The sequence below is a fragment of the Sinobacterium caligoides genome (assembly GCF_003752585.1).
Classification (GTDB): Bacteria; Pseudomonadota; Gammaproteobacteria; order Pseudomonadales; family Sinobacteriaceae; genus Sinobacterium; species Sinobacterium caligoides.
In genome coordinates this window covers 327,437-345,584 of the sequence record NZ_RKHR01000004.1, presented here as the reverse complement: position 1 = coordinate 345,584, position 18,148 = coordinate 327,437, and the positions used below count along the sequence as shown (strand labels likewise).

Here is an 18,148-nt window from a genome sequence, read left to right as displayed (position 1 = left end):
ACTGCCGATGGAGTAGTTGCTGGCGAAAAAGTAGGCAATAAAGGTCGTGGTCGGCTAGATAAATACCCTAATTTTGCATTCAGGCCCTGTGGCGCTGATGCTGCTCCACCCAGTCAGGTAAGGTAAACCAAAGCAATGTTAAAGCGAATTCGCGGTCTATTCTCTAACGATTTGTCGATTGATTTAGGTACGGCAAACACGCTGATTTACGTGCGTGATCAGGGCATTGTCCTCGACGAGCCCTCTGTCGTCGCGATCCGTCATCACAACGGCCAGAAGATGATCGAGGCTGTTGGTTCAGATGCCAAGCGTATGCTGGGGCGTACCCCTGGTAATATTACGGCGATTCGCCCACTGAAAGATGGAGTTATTGCCGACTTTCAGGTGACGGAGAAAATGCTGCAGCACTTCATCGCCAAGGTACACGAGAACAGCTTCATGCGTCCAAGCCCTCGAGTGCTGGTTTGCGTGCCCTGTCAGTCAACACAAGTGGAGCGTCGCGCCATTCGTGAATCGGCCCTGAGTGCTGGCGCTCGCGAGGTACGCTTGATCGAAGAGCCTATGGCGGCAGCCATCGGTGCAGGCCTTCGTGTTGAGGAGGCAACGGGCTCGATGGTTGTTGATATCGGTGGTGGTACGACTGAAATCGCAATCCTTTCTTTAAATGGAGTGGTCTATGCGGAGTCTGTCCGTATTGGTGGTGACCGTTTCGACGAGGCCATTGTTTCCTATGTGCGTCGCCAATACGGCAGTTTGATTGGTGATGCGACAGCGGAGCGTATTAAGACTGAGATTGGCTCGGCTTTCCCATGTGAAGATGTTCGCGAGATCGATGTTCGTGGCCGCAATTTGGCCGAGGGGATACCGCGCAGCTTCTCGCTGAATAGTGATGAAATTCGTGATGCCTTGCTCGATCCGTTGGCGAGTATCGTACAAGCGGTTAAGGGCGCGCTCGAGCAATCTCCTCCTGAACTTGCTTCAGACATCGCCGAGACCGGTATTGTCTTGACCGGTGGTGGTGCGTTATTGCGTGACCTGGATAAATTGCTGTCAGAGGAAACGGGGCTGCCAGTTATTGTTGCTGATGAACCATTGACATGTGTGGCTCGTGGAGGCGGTAGAGCGCTAGAGATTATGGACTTGCACAGTCTAGATCTACTATCCACGGATTAGTCACTGCGGGGCAACTGTAGTAACTGAGCTGAAATAACGATTAGTTGTAGCTCGCCATTAACATTGTTTGTCCCCCAACAAAGGCTGGTTTAATACCGGCCTTTGTTGTGTTTATAGTGCTAAGTTATATTTATAAAATTCACTTAATTCGATAGCTTAGTTCTAGGGCTAAGTTTGGGATGGGTAACGTCATTAAACCATTATTTGGCAGTGAGTCATCACTGCGCGGTAGATTCACTTTACTGGTCATTATCGCAATTGTTTTGGTGGTAATGGATTACCGTACCGATAAGCTCGGTATTGTTCGTTATGTCCTCTCTACGGCTACAGCGCCGACCTATTGGTTGACGGACTTACCGAAGCGATTTGCTGGCTGGGGTAAGGAGCATACAAAGAGTCGTTCGATGCTGATCGAAGAAAATGATGCACTGAAGGCTGAATCGCTGGTTCTACGAGGTAGGGTGTTAAAACTAGCGGCATTGGCAGCTGAGAATGTTCGTCTGCGAGAACTACTTAATTCATCAGCGTTGCTGCGTAACGATGTTGTGGTGGCAGAGGTGATTGGTGTATCACCAAACCCGCAGAGTCACACAATGGTGATAAATAAAGGGGCTGAAGGTGGTGTTTATGTCGGGCAGCCAGTGTTGGAATCACGGGGTGTCCTAGGTCAGGTCATCGAGGTGACACCATGGTCTAGCCGGGTGTTGATGATTACCGATAGTTCCCATGCAATCCCGGTGCAGGTTAATCGCAACGGTGTGCGTGCGGTTGCTGAAGGCGATGGTCTACTGGATGAGTTAGAGCTACGTCATGTAGCGGCTACCACCGATATTCAAGAGGGTGACCTGTTAGTCAGTTCTGGTTTGGGTAATCGTTTTCCGCAGGGTTATCCGGTTGCTCGAGTGAGCTCTGTGATACATGACCCAGGTCGTTCATTTATGGCAGTGAAGGCGACCCCCATCGCTCAGCTTGACCGTACTCGCCATGTGTTGTTGGTCTTTCACCAGCCTGAAGAAGTGGCGCCTGAGGAAGTGACGAAACCGCCAGTGGTGGTGCCGTGATTGACTCGAATGGTACCTGGGTCATCGCGCTGACGTTTATTCTAGCTTTTATATTGGCCGTTATGCCCGTGCCCGCGTGGCTTGTTTGGGCGCGCCCCGAGTGGGTGATGCTGGTGCTGATTTATTGGGTGTTGGCGCTGCCTCATCGTGTCGGTTTGGGAGTAGCGTTTATTGTCGGGCTGTTGCAAGACGCATTATTGGGTGTGGTTCTCGGAGTGAATACGCTCTCCTTGTTGGTGGTTGCCTATATCTGCCTGATGTTGTATCAACGTATGCGCAACTACTCGCTATGGCAGCAGGCGGGATTGGTCTTTATTTTGGTCGGTCTTGGGGAGATGCTGGCGCGTTGGCTGGAGAGTTTTAGTAATCATGATGTGCCAACACTGCAGTTTCTTCTGTCCTCGCTATGTAGCGCGCTGATTTGGCCTTGGTTTATGTTGTCTATGCGGGCGTTGAGGCGTCGCTTTAGGGTGAGCTGAATATGTCCGATGATGATTTTCAGTTGTACCTTGCCTCAAACTCGCCGCGTCGAGGTGAGTTGTTGAAGCAGGCAGGTGTCGACTTCAGACGCCTGAGTGGCGCTGTTGATGAGACGCCAAAGGAGGGGGAACTCGCTCAGCAGTACGTCGAGCGTCTGGCATTGGCGAAGGCTAGTGTTGGCTTGGCAATGCAGCTTGAACAGTCGTTGCCTCTAAAGCCTGTATTGGGCTCGGATACCGCTGTGGTGGTCGATGGTGAGATTCTTGGGAAGCCGCTCGACTTTGCAGACAGTGAGAGGATGTTGCGATTATTATCAGGGCGAGAGCATCAAGTGATGACGAGTGTCGCGGTGTTAGATGGTAAGCAAGAGCATTGTTGCGTCAGTGTAAGTCGAGTGAGTTTTAGAGTTATTAAGCAACATGAGATCGAGCAATATTGGCTCAGCGGTGAGCCCTGTGATAAAGCGGGTAGTTACGCGATCCAGGGCAAAGGTAGTTTGTTTGTGGCGTCTTTACAGGGTAGTTATACCGGTGTTGTTGGCCTACCACTACTGGAAACAGAGCAGATACTGACTAAGTTTGCTATAACTTGTTGGCCCAGTTTGTAGTCGGATAGTTTAAGTGATGAGAAATATTGTGTCGTATCAGAGATAGCTTGTTGGCATTATGGCACTCTGGATAATGAAATAAATCGAATAGTTTGCCGGTGGTTAAGTGTTATGAGCGAAGAGATACTGATCAATGTGACGCCCTCAGAGACAAGGGCTGCAGTCGTCGAAAACGGCGTCTTGCAAGAGGTCTACATCGAGCGGGCCGAAAGTCGTGGCATCGTTGGTAACATATATTGCGGTAAGGTAGTGAGGGTTTTGCCCGGCATGCAGGCAGCCTTTGTCGATATAGGCTTGGAGCGGGCCAGCTTTATTCATGCTAGTGATATTGTTGGCAGGGGCTTGACGACGGCTGAGCGCAGCGATGAGCCAAGTATTCGTGACTTAGTCCATGATGGGCAGAAACTCTACGTGCAGGTTGCTAAAGACCCGCTGGGTACGAAGGGTGCGCGGGTTACCACGCAATTATCAGTATCATCCCGTTATTTGGTGTATATGCCGAGCAGTGATCACATTGGTATATCTCAGCGCATCGAAGATAATGACGAGCGTAACCGGCTGCGCGATTTAGTGAAAGACTGCCTTCAGGAAATAGACCCGGAAGCTAAGGGGGGCTTTATTGTTCGCACAGTAGCGGAAGGTGTCGGTGACCATGAGATACGTGCAGATATACAATTTCTCTATCGCTTGTGGGGGAGTTTGGAACGCCGCATGCCAGAGGCAAAAGTTCCTTCTCCGATCTATGAAGACTTACCACTGGCTATCCGTGTGATGCGTGACATGGTGCGTACAGAGGTTGAGCGGATCCGTATCGACTCGACTGAAACCTACGCTGCTGCCGTTGCGTTTTGCCAAGATTTTGTCCCTGATGTATTGGACCGCCTGGAGCATTATCGGGGGGAGCGGCCAATTTTTGATCTTTATAGTGTTGAAGATGAGATACAAAAAGCACTGAGTAGAAAGGTGCAGCTTAAATCTGGCGGTTATTTGATCATCGATCAAACTGAGGCGATGACGACTGTTGATGTCAATACAGGCGCTTTTGTTGGTCACAGGAACCTTGAAGAGACCATCTTTAAGACAAACCTTGAGGCGGCGACTTCGCTGGCGAGACAGCTACGTGTGCGCAACCTCGGTGGTATGATCATCATTGACTTTATCGATATGAAAGATGAAGAGCATCGCCGACAATTATTGCGGGCGTTGGAAAAGGTCTTAGAACGCGATCATGCTAAGACTGCGATATCGAGTGTCTCTGATCTTGGCTTAGTACAGATGACGCGTAAGCGCACTCGTGAGAGCTTAGAGCACGTGTTATGTTCAAGCTGCCCTGTCTGTGAAGGACGTGGTTACGTGAAGTCGGCAGAGACGGTTTGCTATGAGATTTTTCGCGAGATACTGCGAGAGGCGCGGGCCTATGATAAGCGAGACTTTTTAGTCTTAGCGTCGCAATTGGTGATTGATCGGTTGCTCGACGAAGATTCGGCTAGCGTGGCCGATCTTGAGGAGTTTATTGATGCCAGTATTCGTTTTCAAGTTGAGGCGCCCTATCAGCAAGAGCAATATGATGTGGTTTTGTTATGACGGCTCAAGCTCAGTTAAGGACAGTGATTAAACGTGGTTAAACGTGTTATTGGAGGTACCTACCGCTCCTTTAAAGTGCTGCTGTTCTTCTTAATTGTTGCGCTGGCTGCCTATGTTAGCCTCGGTCGTTACTACCTGCCGAAGTTAACTGATTATCGCCAGTGGATTATTGAGCAAGTCGCGGATAATACTGGCTTGAAGATAGATCTTGCCGGTCTGTCGGGTAACTGGCAGGCTTTTTCACCGGGCATTACCGTCGAGGGCTTTAGATTATACGGCGCAAATGACGCAGGTCAGCAGGAAGTACTGGTTGTTGATGAGTTGTCTGTGCAGTTTGCTGCGCTTGCCTCGCTCTCTCATGGTCAGCCTATCTTCGACCGATTATCTCTCAGTGGCGTAAAGGTTGTACTGAAGCAGCGTGCTGACGGTAGTTGGGGGTTACCAGGCTTTCTACCAGGGCGGCAGCCTAAAAAAGGGCGTTCTGATGGTTTGGCGACTTTACGTGAGATGTTAGATGAGTCTCAGCAGCTGACTATTAAAAATAGCCATATTCAGTTGTTGGCCAATAATGGGCGTAAGCTGGAGCTTGGCAATCTCACATTAGAGGTGCATCAAAGTGATGACCTATTAAAAGGGCAGCTTTCCATCAACACAGGGGATGATGGTTTTACGCCGTTGGTCGCCAAGTTGGAGGGTGATGGAGACCTTTTCTCTGATCGTTTGAAAATGACCGCAGAGGTTAGTTTTAATGATGCGCAGCTAGCTTACTTTCAGCCATTAGCGCCCCACTATATCCCTAATTCGTTGCTAGCCACCGGTAAAGTGCTGGTAAGTTATGATGCCGAAGAAGGGCTGATCGCCAACAGTGAGGTTGATTTTACTCACCTTGATATTAATAATTTAACGACTAAACCTGTGCCTGTCATCATGCAGCTCGGTGGTTCATTTTCGGCAGCTTATAAGCCCGGTGGTGAATGGCAGTTGTATGTGCGTGACCTAAAAACAGACTGGTTTGAAAGCTTAGCTATCGACCGTTTTAGCGCCTCCTACTCTCCTGATAACGGTTTTTCCGGCGCAGTTTCGGCGGTTGATCTTGGCGTGTTGTCGCAGACCGTGTTGGATGCTGGCCTACTTTCGGGCAAGGCCGAAGAAGCGCTTACGACGCTCTCTCCTAAAGGCAACCTGAACAACCTTCACTGGCAGTATCAACCAAAACAAGCGATTGTTGATCGTCTGTTGTTAAGGGCCGAGTTGAGCGGTGTCGCGGTATCGTCCTGGAAAGGTGCGCCAGGTGCCAATCAACTCAGTGGCTATTTGCAGGCCGGTACTCTGTCGGGTTTTGTTGACTTAGACGATACGCCATTGCAGCTTAGTTTTCCTAAGATTTATCATGAAGCGTTATCTTTTGACAAGGCAAAGGGGCGCGTCGCATGGCATGTGGGTGATCGTGTCGCGGTGAATAGTGGGCCCATCGCCGTGAGTGCGGACTTTGGTGAGGCAAAGGTACAATTGGATCTTGATCTAGCTAAAACACACGAAGACCCTGATCCGTCGACGATGTCGCTACTGGTGGGCTTACGTGACAGTGAAGCTTCATATCGCGACAACTTCATCCCCTACGTTTTGCCAAAGCCGTTGCTCGACTGGTTACAGCGTGGGGTTAAGGCGGGGCATATTAATGAAGCCGGCTTTATTTATCACGGTGAGTTTACGCCGGGTTTTGGTAAGAGCATACAGTTGGCGGTGGCGCTGGATAGTGGCCAGTTAGAGTTCCAAGAGCAGTGGCCAATGTTGCAGGGTATTGCCGGCCGACTTGATGTCGATAATCATAATACAGCGATGCGAGTTGATCATGCCAGCCTTCTTGGCGTTGAATTGCATGATGCTAAAGTAAAGGTGTCGCCTGATCGTGACAATCTGGTACTAGCCGTAAAGAGCAAGCTATCGGGAGAGAGTCATTCAGTATTGCGCTTGTTTAAGGAGACGCCGCTAGCTGTGATGACAGGGCATGTCTTTGATGGCTGGCGTGCGAGTGGTAACACTGTCGCGGCAATAGATTTATCGTTACCGCTTACTAAAGGCAAGCAGTCACCCTATGTCGATGTCGTCGCACAGCTTCGGAATACCGCTGTGTCGATAGATACCTTGGGTTTGGATTTGGATAAAATTAACGGCCCGCTAAACTATAACTCCGTTAGAGGCTTGAGCAGTCAGGGGTTGAAGGGGCGGTTATGGAAACAGCCAGTAGAGGCCGTGTTACTGACGAAAAATGTACGCGAGAACGGTAAGAAACAGCAGAATTTTATCTTGCAAGGGCATGGCATCGTCGGTGCAGAGCAACTGCGAGCATGGACCAAACAGCCTATTATGGGTTTTTTGTCGGGACAGACAGCGTTTAGTTCTGAGTTAACTCTAGCACCAGGTAAGAGACGCCAACAACAGAGCGAACTGATAGTGGAGAGTGACCTCAAGGGCTTCGAGGTCGATTTACCCGCCCCCTACCATAAGCAAAAAGAGCAATCATGGCCGTTAAAAATTAAGCTTCCGGTCACGAGTGAAGGACGCCTAGTCGTCTTCAGTTTACAGGATAGAGCTCAGCTGCAGCTGCAATATGCAGGCAAGGATATTTCTAGGGCTGGTTTACAGCTAGGCAATCAATGGCAGCCTATGAGCCATCGGCATGGGTTGCGCATTACAGGTCATGTTCCAATGCTATCGCTAAGTCCTTGGTTAGACGCTATAGCGCGTTATCGTGCCATGGCAGCTCAACACTCAGAGCAAGCGGCTAATCCGAAGGTGGTGACTAAACCTTCAGCTCAATTTGTAATGGCGCTAAACATTGATCGTCTAAATATGTTTAATCAAACGCTATTGAGTGCAGAAACAATCATCAATAGGACTGAGAGTGGCTGGGACATCTCGATTGAAAATGAGAAGGTAGCGGCAAAGGTGTTGTTGTCAGATAACTCAGATGAATTGAAAATTGATATTGATAGATTGGCCTACCCATTCTTGGAGAGCCAGAGCGGGCCTGATACGCATCCAGTCGATGTCAAAGCGATTGAGGCGACAAAAGCTGACGATGCGGATCCCTTGCAGAATATAGACCCTGCAGGATTCCCTGTTATGCAGGTAGTGATGAACTCAGTCACCATTAATGGCGAGAATTATGGGCGCTGGAAGTTTCATGCTAAGCCTTTTCAGCAGGGGGTTTTAGTTGAGGGGCTGGAGGCTAGCTTGAGAGGGGTTAATATCGCGGGCATGGAAAAGGGGCAGGGAGCTCAGCTGAACTGGCAGCGTGACGGTGACCATCATTCGACGCAGTTTAAAGGAGCGTTGCGCGCTGATGATATAGGCGATGTGCTTGAGGCCTGGGGATTACCTAAGGTGATTACCAGTGAATCTGCTGATTTTCATGCGCAGGTAGGCTGGCAGGGTTCGCCGGTACTAATGGCTCTACCTCGTTACGATGGTAGTATTTCGCTGGATCTTGATGAGGGGCAGTTTATTCAAACCGCAGGCTCTCCTGTAGAGGCCTTGAAGCTATTTGGGATTTTAAACTTCGCTAATATTGCAAGGCGTTTACAGTTAGATTTCTCCGACCTTTATAAGAAAGGTTTGAGTTACGATAAAGTCGATGGCACGGTGTATTTTAAGCAAGGGCTGATGCAGATTGATGAGCCGCTACAGGTGCATGGGCCGTCGAGCGACTTCAAGTTATCAGGGTTATTTGACCTTAAAGAAGAGCAGGTGGATGCGGAGCTAGTGGTCACCTTGCCGATAACGACGAATCTTCCATGGGTGGTGGCCTTGGCTGGAGCAATCCCGACAGGGGGCGCGGCGTTACCTGCAGCGGCAGGGGTCTATCTGGCGAGTAAGTTGTTCGAGAGCCAACTGGACTCTCTATCGAGTGCGGTCTACTCAATCAATGGTTCATGGAGTGACCCTAACTTCAAGTTCGAGAGAGTCTTTGATGTAGAAAGCAAGAAAAATACGGACAGTGCTTTGCCGCAGGATAAATAGCGAAAAGGGGTGGAGAGCTCGGCGAATTGTTGCAGCAAACCTCCCTTCTTCGTGTGCGACTTCTCTGCTACTAATGGCCGATGTTAGTCGGCGACCCTATCATTTCGCACTCCTTTGCCGGCACTATTGTGCTGATAGTGCTTGTCTCGACCTAATCCATTCTTTATATACGTCTTGTATAGTAGCATATTATACATTTTATGGAGGTAGTCCTGCTCATCTACTGTAGTAAAGTGTTTTCTGTAGATGTAGTCAGAGTGTTTTTTATGACAGCTGTTGATTGCTGATTTCATTGCCGATTTATTTTTTGACTTATTTGTTGGCTCTACTAATATGTTAGACAACGCAGATAAAAAGCGTTGACCGCTATAGGAGAGCGGTAGGAGCTTGGCCATAGTGCTGAGTAATTCAGGGGAGCTAATTGAGTTTGCTAGAAAAAGGTGCAATGTAATGAGTGTAAAGTTAATAGATAATGATGCCTTCTATGGATATAGGGTACGACGTACCGTGGATGGGAAGCTATTTCAGGAGTACTTTTCTTTAAAGAAAGGCGGTAAGCGTATTGGTCCGCGGCTGATGAAGGGCGTTGAGAAGGTTGCTATCGCGCGTGATGAGGAGTTAAAGCTAAAGCAGGAGCGCGCCAAAAAGCGCCACCGTGCAGAGCGTTGCTTTCGCGGCGATGGCACTGTCAGGGGAATAAGCTATCTTGTGAAAACCGAGAAGAGCGGTACTAAGACGCCGATTTTTCAAATAGGCATAGCCTCTGAGCTCGAGAGTAAGATTCTCTGTACCAGCTTCTCGATTAATGCCCATGGTAAGGACGAAGCGTGGCGTATGGCAGTTTCAACTTTTGCAAAGCATAAACAAATTGGTAAAAATAGTAAGCTCTATCGAGAGATTATGGGGGCGATGCCTCCCATGTAACTACGGTTACCTAGTTTTTTTTATAAAAAACCCGCCTGATTACTGTCATGCGGGTTTTTCGTTATCTATGGTACACACTCCCCGCTAAGTTGAGACGCTTGGCGTGAGACGGAGTAACTTTTTGGCTTAGAGTTCAATCCAAGTGGTTTTAAGCTCGGTGTAGTCGTCGAAGGCATGGATGGATTTGTCGCGACCGTTACCAGACTGCTTGAAACCGCCAAAGGGGACTGTGATGTCACCACCGAAGTAGTTGTTGACGCCCAGTGTACCGACACGAATTTCTTCGGCTACACTGAGAGCATTACTGATATCTCGGCTCCAGATTGCGCCACCAAGGCCGTAGATAGAGTCGTTAGCGATGTTAATAGCCTCTTCTTTCGTTTTGAAAGGAATGACGGCGAGTACTGGGCCAAAGACCTCCTCTTGAGCAATACGCATGCTATTGTCGACGCCTGTGAATATAACTGGCTCTAGGAATAGGCCGCCACTCTCGGGGAAAATATTGCTATCACCGCCGTAGCGGGTACAGCCTTCGCTGTCACCGATGGCAATATAATCCTTTACCGTGTCGTATTGGCCTTGATCTATCATCGGTCCCATGGCCGTGGCTGGATCCATTATGTCGCCGGGCTGCCAAGCTTTCGCGGCCTCGATGACCATATCCACAAAGCGGTCGTGAATGCTTTCTTCGACAATCAGCCGGGTGCCGGCGGTGCAGGTTTGGCCACCGTTATAGAAACAAGCCATTGCAGCAGCTTCTGCCGCTTTTTCTAGGTCGGCGTCAGCAAAGACGATGTTAGGGCTTTTGCCACCGAGCTCATTGAAGACACGCTTGAGGTTAGATTGACCTGAGTACTCTAGTAGTTTTTTGCCAATGGGGGTCGAGCCGGTGAAAGTGAGGCCGTCGATATCCATGTGTGTCGCCAGGTGTGCTCCCATGCTGCTGCCAGGACCAGGAAGCACCTGTAATACGCCATCGGGCAACCCGGCCTCTTTGGCTAGGCCTGCGATACGGATGGCAGTGAGCGGGGTGTTGGAGGCAGGCTTGAGAATAACGGAGTTACCGCTGGCAAGCGCAGGTCCTAATTTCCAGGCGGTAGTCGACAGTGGAAAGTTCCACGGTACGATGGCGGCGACTACGCCGAGAGGAATACGGGTGACGAGCCCTATGGTGTCGTGTGAGGTGGGTGCGACTTGCTCATAGATCTTGTCGATAGCCTCACCGCTCCAGCGAATAGTGCGAATTGCGCCGGGGACGTCAGAGCCGGTGGTATCGCGGATTGGCTTGCCGACATCGAGGGTTTCTAGGAGCGCGAGTTCGTCGGCGTTGTCTTCCAGCAACTGCGCCCAGCGTACCATGACGGCGCGACGTGCATCGGGAGACCGCTTGCTCCAGATGCCGGATTCAAACGCGTCGCGGGCACCCTGGACGGCACGGTCGGCATCGTCGATGCCGCAATTGGCAACGTCGGCGAGTTTGGTGCCTGTGGCGGGGTTGTAGCAGGTACGGGTGGCGCCATCGTGGGCATCAACATAGTGGCCGTTAATAAAGGCGCGCGCCTCTATCTTGAGCTTGTCGGCCATCGTCTGCCACTGTGCCTTCGTCTTATCTGTCATAGCCTCTCCCATTGCTGCGGTATATGCTGCAGCGATAGCATTGTTATTATCGTCTCGGTATAATATTGACGAGTGTAAAATATATTCAACGTCGAGATCGTTAGCATAGTGCATAAAATGACGACGAGATGCAATAAAATGATCAACTCCCCTAGGCTATCCTTTATTGACATAAAAACAATATCACTAAAGTGGTATACCCTCGGCTTAGGGTAGGCAACATACTTAGCCTAGGTTAGCGAAGGGCTAACTTTGCTCACGGTGTAGCGGGCCGTTATCAATAGCATAGCTTTAACTTTGCTATAGTGTGCCGTTACGAGGTGATAGCGTTTTAACGACGACGAGGCCGATATGTCAGACAGTCCTATCTTTGGTGATATTTCACTTTATGCGAATAACTTCTCTTATATGGGGCGTCGTTTAACGCGAGAGCTGACCGACGATATCGATGCTGTGGTGCTGGGAATTCCCTACGATATGGCGACGACGGGTCGCCCTGGAACACGCTTTGGGCCTAATGGTGTCCGTCAGGCGAGTGTTAGCTTGCGTTGGGAGGAGGCACGTTGGCCCTGGCGCTTCGTTTTATTTGATCGTCTACAAGTGGTCGACTATGGTGATGTGGACTTTCAGCCGGGCAACGATGCTGATATGGTTAAGCGAGTGCAGCATGATGCCGGTAGAATTCTAGCGGCGGGTAAGAAGCTCGTCAGTTTTGGTGGCGACCACTTTGTGACTTTGCCGTTGTTACGGGCGGCTCATAAAGTACACGGCAAGATGGCGCTAATTCACTTTGATGCGCATACCGACACCTATGCCGATGGTAGTGAATACGATCATGGCACCATGTTTTACCACGCCCCTAAGGAGAGGCTGATCGACACTGAGCATTCTATTCAAGTGGGGATTCGCACGGAGTATGGCTATGACGATCACCCATTTGCGGTGATTGATGCGGCGACTGCCAATGATCTTCAAGCAGAGCAGATCGTTCAGCAAATTAAAGCTCGTGTCGGCGATTTACCTGTTTACCTGACCTTCGATATTGACTGCTTGGACCCAGCCTATGCTCCGGGTACTGGGACACCGGTGATTGGTGGCTTAACGAGTGACTTGGCACTAAAAATCATTCGCGGCTTGGCAGGGGTGAATATTGTCGCAGCGGATGTGGTAGAAGTGGCGCCCTGCTATGACCAGTCGGACATTACCGCCTTAGCCGGTGCAACATTAGCACTGGAAATGTTACACCTGTTTGTCAGTGAATAAGTTTTCTTGATGTTACTGGAGGCTGCATTATTCGCTTTAGCTCATTGGTCGCAACAGAGTTGAGCGCTACTGCTGCCCTAGGCTATACCGTGAATATGTTGACCTTATTTTGATAAGGTTTATACACCTCAATGAAACTCTGTTACAAAATAATAATAAATATTTAATATTACTGAAGGATTTTTCGTCATGTCACCATGTTAGTGTGAGTTTCTCTAGTGTTTGGCTAGAGGCTTATTCTTGTGTCTATGAAAAAGGCAGTATTCGAGGGGTGGTATGAGAAAAAATTTAGCGATTGCGATGATAGCTTTTGGGTTGGTAGGAGCGCTGCCAGTGAAAGCAGAGGTGTTGACCGTGGGAACAACGGGAGACTATAAACCTCTAACCTGGTATAACGCAGAAAGTGACCAATACACTGGGCAATCTGTAGCGTTAGTTAAAGCTTTCGCTGAAGAATATGGCTATGAATTAAAAATAGTGCGTACCACGTGGCCTAATCTCTCTGCCGACCTTGCTGAGGGTAAATTTCAGCTTGCGGTCGGAGGGATTACGATAACAGAGCAACGTCAGAAGACTTTTATTTTTTCAGATCCACTGCGGGTCTTTGGCAAGACGCCGCTTGTTCGCTGTGGTGAAGAGAAAAAGTTTAGTCAGCTGTCACAGATTGATCGGCCAGGAATTACTGTTGTTGAGAACCCTGGTGGCACCAACGAGAAGCTAGCTCGAGATATCATTCACCACGCGAAGCTTGTTGTCGTAGAGGATAACCACCAGCCTTTTGAATATCTGTTGAACCATCAGGCCGATGTCATGTTTACTGATTCTATTGAGGCTACTTATAAGCAAAATCAGCAGTCAGGCCTATGTGCCGCAGCGCCAAATTGGCTGCTTAAAAAAGGTGAAAAAGCCTTTATGTTTCGCGATGACGAAACTGAATTAAGAGGGCAGTTTAACCGGTGGCTCAATAGTTATAAAAAGAAAAAGTAGGGACGCTTTAAGCGGAAGCTACAATCTATCGTCGGGAGTAAGTGGTCGAGAGTGGTGACTGCTGTGCTGTAACACTTATGCTGAGTTGAGGCTTATTGCCAGAAGCTTGTCGACCCACGCTGGTGATCGCAAGCTTTCCCTCGCTGTATTGTTGGTGCAGCCGTCGCTTAGGCGATGACGGTTCGTTCTTCGGCCCAGTGTCTCAGTTTGGCAATGGGCTCTGCCATGGTAACACTGAGCGGGTTGGTGGAAATAAGTTCGTGGCTTAACAAGTCGGTGTCTAAAGGCTGCTGTCGTGCTGCAGCGCTATATAGTCCAGAGACGACAGCTTGCTCAATCTCGGCGCCTGTGAAACCCTCACTTAATTCGCTAAGCGCCTCTAGGTCGAAACGGTCTAAAGGTAGCTGCCGGCGTTGTAAGTGAATATTAAAGATATCTCTCCTCACTTCGTGGTCGGGTAAGTCGACAAAAAATATTTCATCGAAGCGTCCTTTGCGCACGAGTTCGGCGGGGAGGGCGCTGATGTCGTTGCTGGTAGCGACCAAAAAGACCGGATCCTTGTGCTCAGACATCCAGGTCAATAAGGTGCCGAGAATACGACGGCTAACCCCGTCGTCACTGTCACTATTGGCCAACCCTTTTTCAAGTTCGTCGAGCCACAGTACGCAGGGCGACATGAGCCCTGCTTGCTGTAGTGCTTCGCGAAGGTTTTTCTCTGATTCGCCAATAAATTTGTTGTAGAGGGCACCAAAGTCGAGTCGCAGCAAGGGGAGTCCCCATAAGCCTGCGACTGCCTTGGCGGCCAGGCTCTTGCCGCCACCTTGGATGCCAAGTAATAAAATGCCACGTGGGGCGTCGATGGTGGCCTCTTGTTGGTTGAGAAAAGCTTGCTGACGTTGTTGCAACCATTTTTTAAGGTTATTCAACCCACCGACATCGGAGAATTTCTCAGTATCGTATTCGAAGCTCAATACCCCCTGCATATCCATTAGCTCAAACTTGGCTTTGTTGAGCTCGGGGATATCTTCTTCTGTGATCGCGCCGTCGTCGTAGATGACGCCACGGATGAGACGTTTGGTATCTTCGTTAGTCATGCCTCGTAGGTTGCTGACTAACTTACGCATAGTGGCGTTGTCACTACGTACTCTGCTGCCGGGATTCTGTTTGCTCCAATGCTTTGCTTCGGCACGGATGAGTTTTTGGATGTCCGCATCATCGGGCAGAGAGAGTTTGAAGTAAGCACTAAAACGATTTAGCTCAGGGGGGAGTTCAATGCTGTGACTGAGCAAGACGACGGTATGAGGTGTCGTTGCATGCCTCATTGCGATGTCCTTCAGCAGTCGAGAGATCTTCGGTGTGTTATGTAAGTAAGGGTGGAAATCACAGAGCACGAAGAGTGAGGGCTGTCGGCTTTTTTTTATGTGCTCGAGTACCTCGTCAGGCTCTTGGTGTTGTTGATTTCCAACCTCAAGGCCGAAACCAAGCCGCTGTAAGCCCTCGGTGACCGACCAGCAATATAGTGGCAGTGACTGGCTGATCCCCACACGTGTTAGTAGTTGTAGGGCACGCTCCTCTTCGAAGCTCTCTAGGCGTATTAGTGGGACTTTAGAGTTGATGATGAGCGCAAGGTCACGGCTGTCTTTAAGCATATTATAAGGGCTCTTTAATTTAATATTCTACGTCAGGCTGGGACTGGGGCAGTCCATCACGGCACTGAGGGCGGCGATAATCTCCTGCTCGTCGGCGCTGATGATAGTGTCGTAGCGCGCACAATCGACGAACCCTTTAATGAGCTTTGGCTTTAGCAGTGGGTAGCAATTGGCGAGCTGATTGGCAGCTTTGATAAAGTCTTCGAATTGAAAGTTTGTCAGCGACTGACGTTTAATATTGTGAAGGCCTGCGGTGCTGGCGCCACGGTTAAATGCCTGCTCAGCACTATTGTCATCGTCGTGGCCCTGTTTAGCCAGTACAGAGAGGACTGTCTGGAAGGCCTCGGCGACGTCATCGGCTCGTTTGTACTTTGCTTTGCTTTGAGATTTGCTGTTGAACTCACTTTCCATGTAATGATTGACTAGCTGAAAGAGGCACCATTCCAGCATTGTGTACTGCTGGTCACAGCGGATTAATAGCAGCATGACCTTTTTATAGGTGCGGTATTGTTCCGGTGACATACACTTAAGTGCGGGCATGGCAGTCTCGATCAACGGTAGGCGCGAGGCCTGTGGCAGGGCATTGATAATCGGTTTGAGCTGTAAAGCAAGCGTGTCGAGGCCGACGATATTCGCTCGTGGAATGTAGTTGAGTTGTTGTTGTCGGAGATCGGCATTATCGTCAAGTAACAGGGCGTAGACGAAAGCGCACGCGTGTAAGGGTTCCCGTAGTTGGTGCCGCAATTGTGCCGTAGTGCCGGCTTGGTGAGCTGCGGTGTTGACTATGAATGTTGCTGCCCCCCCCATGAGATCACTGGCATCGCTGCTTTTGCCACTGTTCTCGGTATGGCTGTTACTCTTGTCAGTGTTCTCGGCATGACTGCAAATAGTATCGCTCGCTCTGATAATAAAGCGGCCATCCCAGTAGGGTTGAATACGTTTGATACGCTCGTCGAGGCTGGGGTGGGTGGCGAAGCTGGGGCGTAGTTTTTTCAAGGCTTGGCCAAAGAAAAGGTGGCTGGCTTGTTCGGAGTTCGGGTTATTGAGTTCTGCGCCAGGGCTGTAGCCGCCGATGATCTTGAGCGCATCCGCTATACCATCAGGGTTACGTGTAAATTGTACCGCCGAGGCGTCTGCAAGGAATTCACGTTGACGGCTTACTGCGGCTTTAATGAGTCGTCCGAAGAAGCCGCCGAGCCAGCCGATGACAATGAATATTAAACCGAGTTGTGCGCCTTTGTTATCACTGTCGCGATTGCGTGAGCTGAAGGCACTGCCGTGAATAAGGAACTCGCCCATCATACCGATAAAGAGGATGCCGTGTAATAGGGCAATAAGGCGGATATTGAGTCGCATATCGCCGTTAAGTATATGGCTAAACTCGTGGGCAATGACGCCTTGGAGTTGGTCTCGGTTGAACTGCTGTAGGGCACCTGCGGTGATGCCTATAACAGCATCAGCTGGTGTATTACCGGCGGCGAAAGCGTTAATGCCGGGCTCGTGGGCGAGCAGGTAGACAGGTGGTACTGGCATGTTGGCGGCGAGGGCCATTTCATCAACGACATTGAGGATACGACGTTGTTGATCGTCATTGCTGTTGGGGGCAATCCGTTCGCCGCCAAGGGACTCAGCTACAGCTCTACCACCACTACCTAGCTGCCACCACTTGAAAGCGATAGCGCAACCGATGACGCCACTGACGCCAAGGCTGATATTAATGAAACTTTGCCAATTAAAGTAATCATAAAAGTTGGTAGCGCTATTGGTGTTATTTAGCAGCATGCCAAAGGTGGCTGCAACAGCGAGGTTAGTGATGAGAATGAGGGCAAGAACGGCGAGCACAAACAGACCCACTAGCCTAAAACTGTGGCGGCGTGCCCGATCTTGTTGGGTAAAAAAATCCATAGTACTTCTGGTCGTTATTATGATTTTTTGGGCTAAAAAGTTGGCTTTGTCACAAACAAAATAGAAAGAGCCCTTTAGAAGGACACTTTCGGTGCAGCTTGTATTTGTGGGCTATCGTCGAACTCTAGTAGTTGAGCATCGCTTGGGTGACCAAAGCGTGTGGCAAAGACGACAGGGGGGAAAGATTGACGATAGCTGTTATAACCCATAACGGCATCGTTGAAAGCTTGGCGGGCGAAAGCGACGCGGTTCTCGGTGCTGGTGAGCTCTTCAGAAAGCTGCATCATATTTTGGTTTGCTTTGAGGTCGGGATAGGCTTCCATGACCACGTTGAGTTTGCCCATGGCACTTTGTAATGCGCCCTCGGCACCAGCAAGCTTACCCATGGCTTGTGTGTTGGAAGGGTCTGAGGCAGCGGTTTTTAATATAGAGGCCGCTTCGTTACGAGCCTGAACAACGGCCTCAAGCGTTTCACTCTCGTGTTTCATATAGCCTTTGGCGGTTTCGATGAGGTTGGGAATGAGGTCGTAGCGTCGCTTTAGCTGCACTTCAATTTGTGCAAAACCATTTTGATAGCGATTTTTTAGCGTGACTAACTTGTTATAAATGCCGGCAATATAGAAGGCGATCGCGGCAATGATCACGAGAGTGATAATGGTACTTAGATCCATGAACTTTCCCTATAGAAACAGTCTTGATGAGTGTCTTACTAGAGCATATTTCATTGTGACTGGCAATCGGTGACGATTGCTTAAGACAGGATGCATACAAGTGTCTTGGGCCTGCTATGCTGATACTAAGCGTATGCAATGTAAGTAGAATTGGTGAACCGATAATTTGAGGGAGTGACTGAGCGGAGGGAGAGCATGAGGGAG

13 protein-coding genes are annotated in these 18,148 nt (G+C 49.7%); 9 read left to right on the top strand and 4 right to left on the bottom strand.

Annotated elements, in window-relative coordinates; all coding sequences use genetic code 11:
• The first annotated feature begins 135 nt into the window (after positions 1-135).
• The 7 genes from EDC56_RS08210 (at position 136) to EDC56_RS08175 (ending at position 9,852) form a co-directional block, all read left to right on the top strand.
• Positions 136-1,173, top strand: coding sequence for a rod shape-determining protein (locus EDC56_RS08210; protein WP_123712059.1), 1,038 nt, complete (start codon positions 136-138; stop codon positions 1,171-1,173).
• Positions 1,174-1,352: 179 nt separating this feature from the next.
• Positions 1,353-2,234: a rod shape-determining protein MreC gene (gene mreC / locus EDC56_RS08205; protein WP_123712058.1), complete on the top strand. Its 882-nt coding sequence runs from the start codon at positions 1,353-1,355 to the stop codon at positions 2,232-2,234.
• Complete coding sequence (gene mreD, locus EDC56_RS08200; protein ID WP_123712057.1) at positions 2,231-2,713, top strand: rod shape-determining protein MreD; 483 nt, start codon at positions 2,231-2,233, stop codon at positions 2,711-2,713. The genes mreC and mreD overlap by 4 nt, the downstream gene beginning before the upstream one ends.
• Before the next feature lie 2 nt (positions 2,714-2,715).
• A complete protein-coding gene (locus EDC56_RS08195) occupies positions 2,716-3,321 on the top strand; it encodes a Maf family protein (protein WP_123712056.1) in 606 nt (201 codons plus the stop codon).
• 111 nt (positions 3,322-3,432) lie between these two features.
• Positions 3,433-4,905 (top strand): ribonuclease G, encoded by a 1,473-nt coding sequence (gene rng / locus EDC56_RS08190; protein ID WP_123712055.1) that lies wholly within the window; start codon positions 3,433-3,435, stop codon positions 4,903-4,905.
• Between the two features lie 33 nt (positions 4,906-4,938).
• Positions 4,939-8,928, top strand: coding sequence for a YhdP family protein (locus tag EDC56_RS08185; protein WP_123712054.1), 3,990 nt, complete (start codon positions 4,939-4,941; stop codon positions 8,926-8,928).
• A 450-nt stretch (positions 8,929-9,378) separates the two neighbouring features.
• Positions 9,379-9,852 carry a hypothetical protein gene (locus tag EDC56_RS08175; protein WP_123712848.1) on the top strand — a complete coding sequence of 158 codons (474 nt, stop codon included), beginning with the start codon at positions 9,379-9,381 and terminating at the stop codon, positions 9,850-9,852.
• A 126-nt stretch (positions 9,853-9,978) separates the two neighbouring features.
• Here EDC56_RS08175 and EDC56_RS08170 read toward each other — a convergent pair whose 3' ends face one another.
• Positions 9,979-11,469 (bottom strand): aldehyde dehydrogenase, encoded by a 1,491-nt coding sequence (locus tag EDC56_RS08170; RefSeq protein ID WP_123712847.1) that lies wholly within the window; start codon positions 11,467-11,469, stop codon positions 9,979-9,981.
• A gap of 351 nt (positions 11,470-11,820) precedes the next feature.
• Between EDC56_RS08170 and speB the strand changes: the two genes are divergently transcribed.
• Both speB and EDC56_RS08160 read left to right on the top strand, forming a co-directional pair.
• Positions 11,821-12,732, top strand: coding sequence for an agmatinase (gene speB, locus EDC56_RS08165; RefSeq protein ID WP_123712052.1), 912 nt, complete (start codon positions 11,821-11,823; stop codon positions 12,730-12,732).
• A 276-nt stretch (positions 12,733-13,008) separates the two neighbouring features.
• Complete coding sequence (locus EDC56_RS08160; protein WP_123712051.1) at positions 13,009-13,719, top strand: transporter substrate-binding domain-containing protein; 711 nt, start codon at positions 13,009-13,011, stop codon at positions 13,717-13,719.
• A 167-nt stretch (positions 13,720-13,886) separates the two neighbouring features.
• Here the strand turns inward: EDC56_RS08160 and EDC56_RS08155 are convergent, their stop codons facing one another.
• From EDC56_RS08155 to EDC56_RS08145, 3 genes are all read right to left on the bottom strand, one after another.
• Positions 13,887-15,368: an AAA family ATPase gene (locus EDC56_RS08155; protein ID WP_123712050.1), complete on the bottom strand. Its 1,482-nt coding sequence runs from the start codon at positions 15,366-15,368 to the stop codon at positions 13,887-13,889.
• Between the two features lie 27 nt (positions 15,369-15,395).
• A complete protein-coding gene (locus EDC56_RS08150; RefSeq protein WP_123712049.1) occupies positions 15,396-17,273 on the bottom strand; it encodes a M48 family metallopeptidase in 1,878 nt (625 codons plus the stop codon).
• A gap of 74 nt (positions 17,274-17,347) precedes the next feature.
• A complete protein-coding gene (locus tag EDC56_RS08145; RefSeq protein ID WP_123712048.1) occupies positions 17,348-17,944 on the bottom strand; it encodes a LemA family protein in 597 nt (198 codons plus the stop codon).
• Positions 17,945-18,148: the final 204 nt, after the last annotated feature.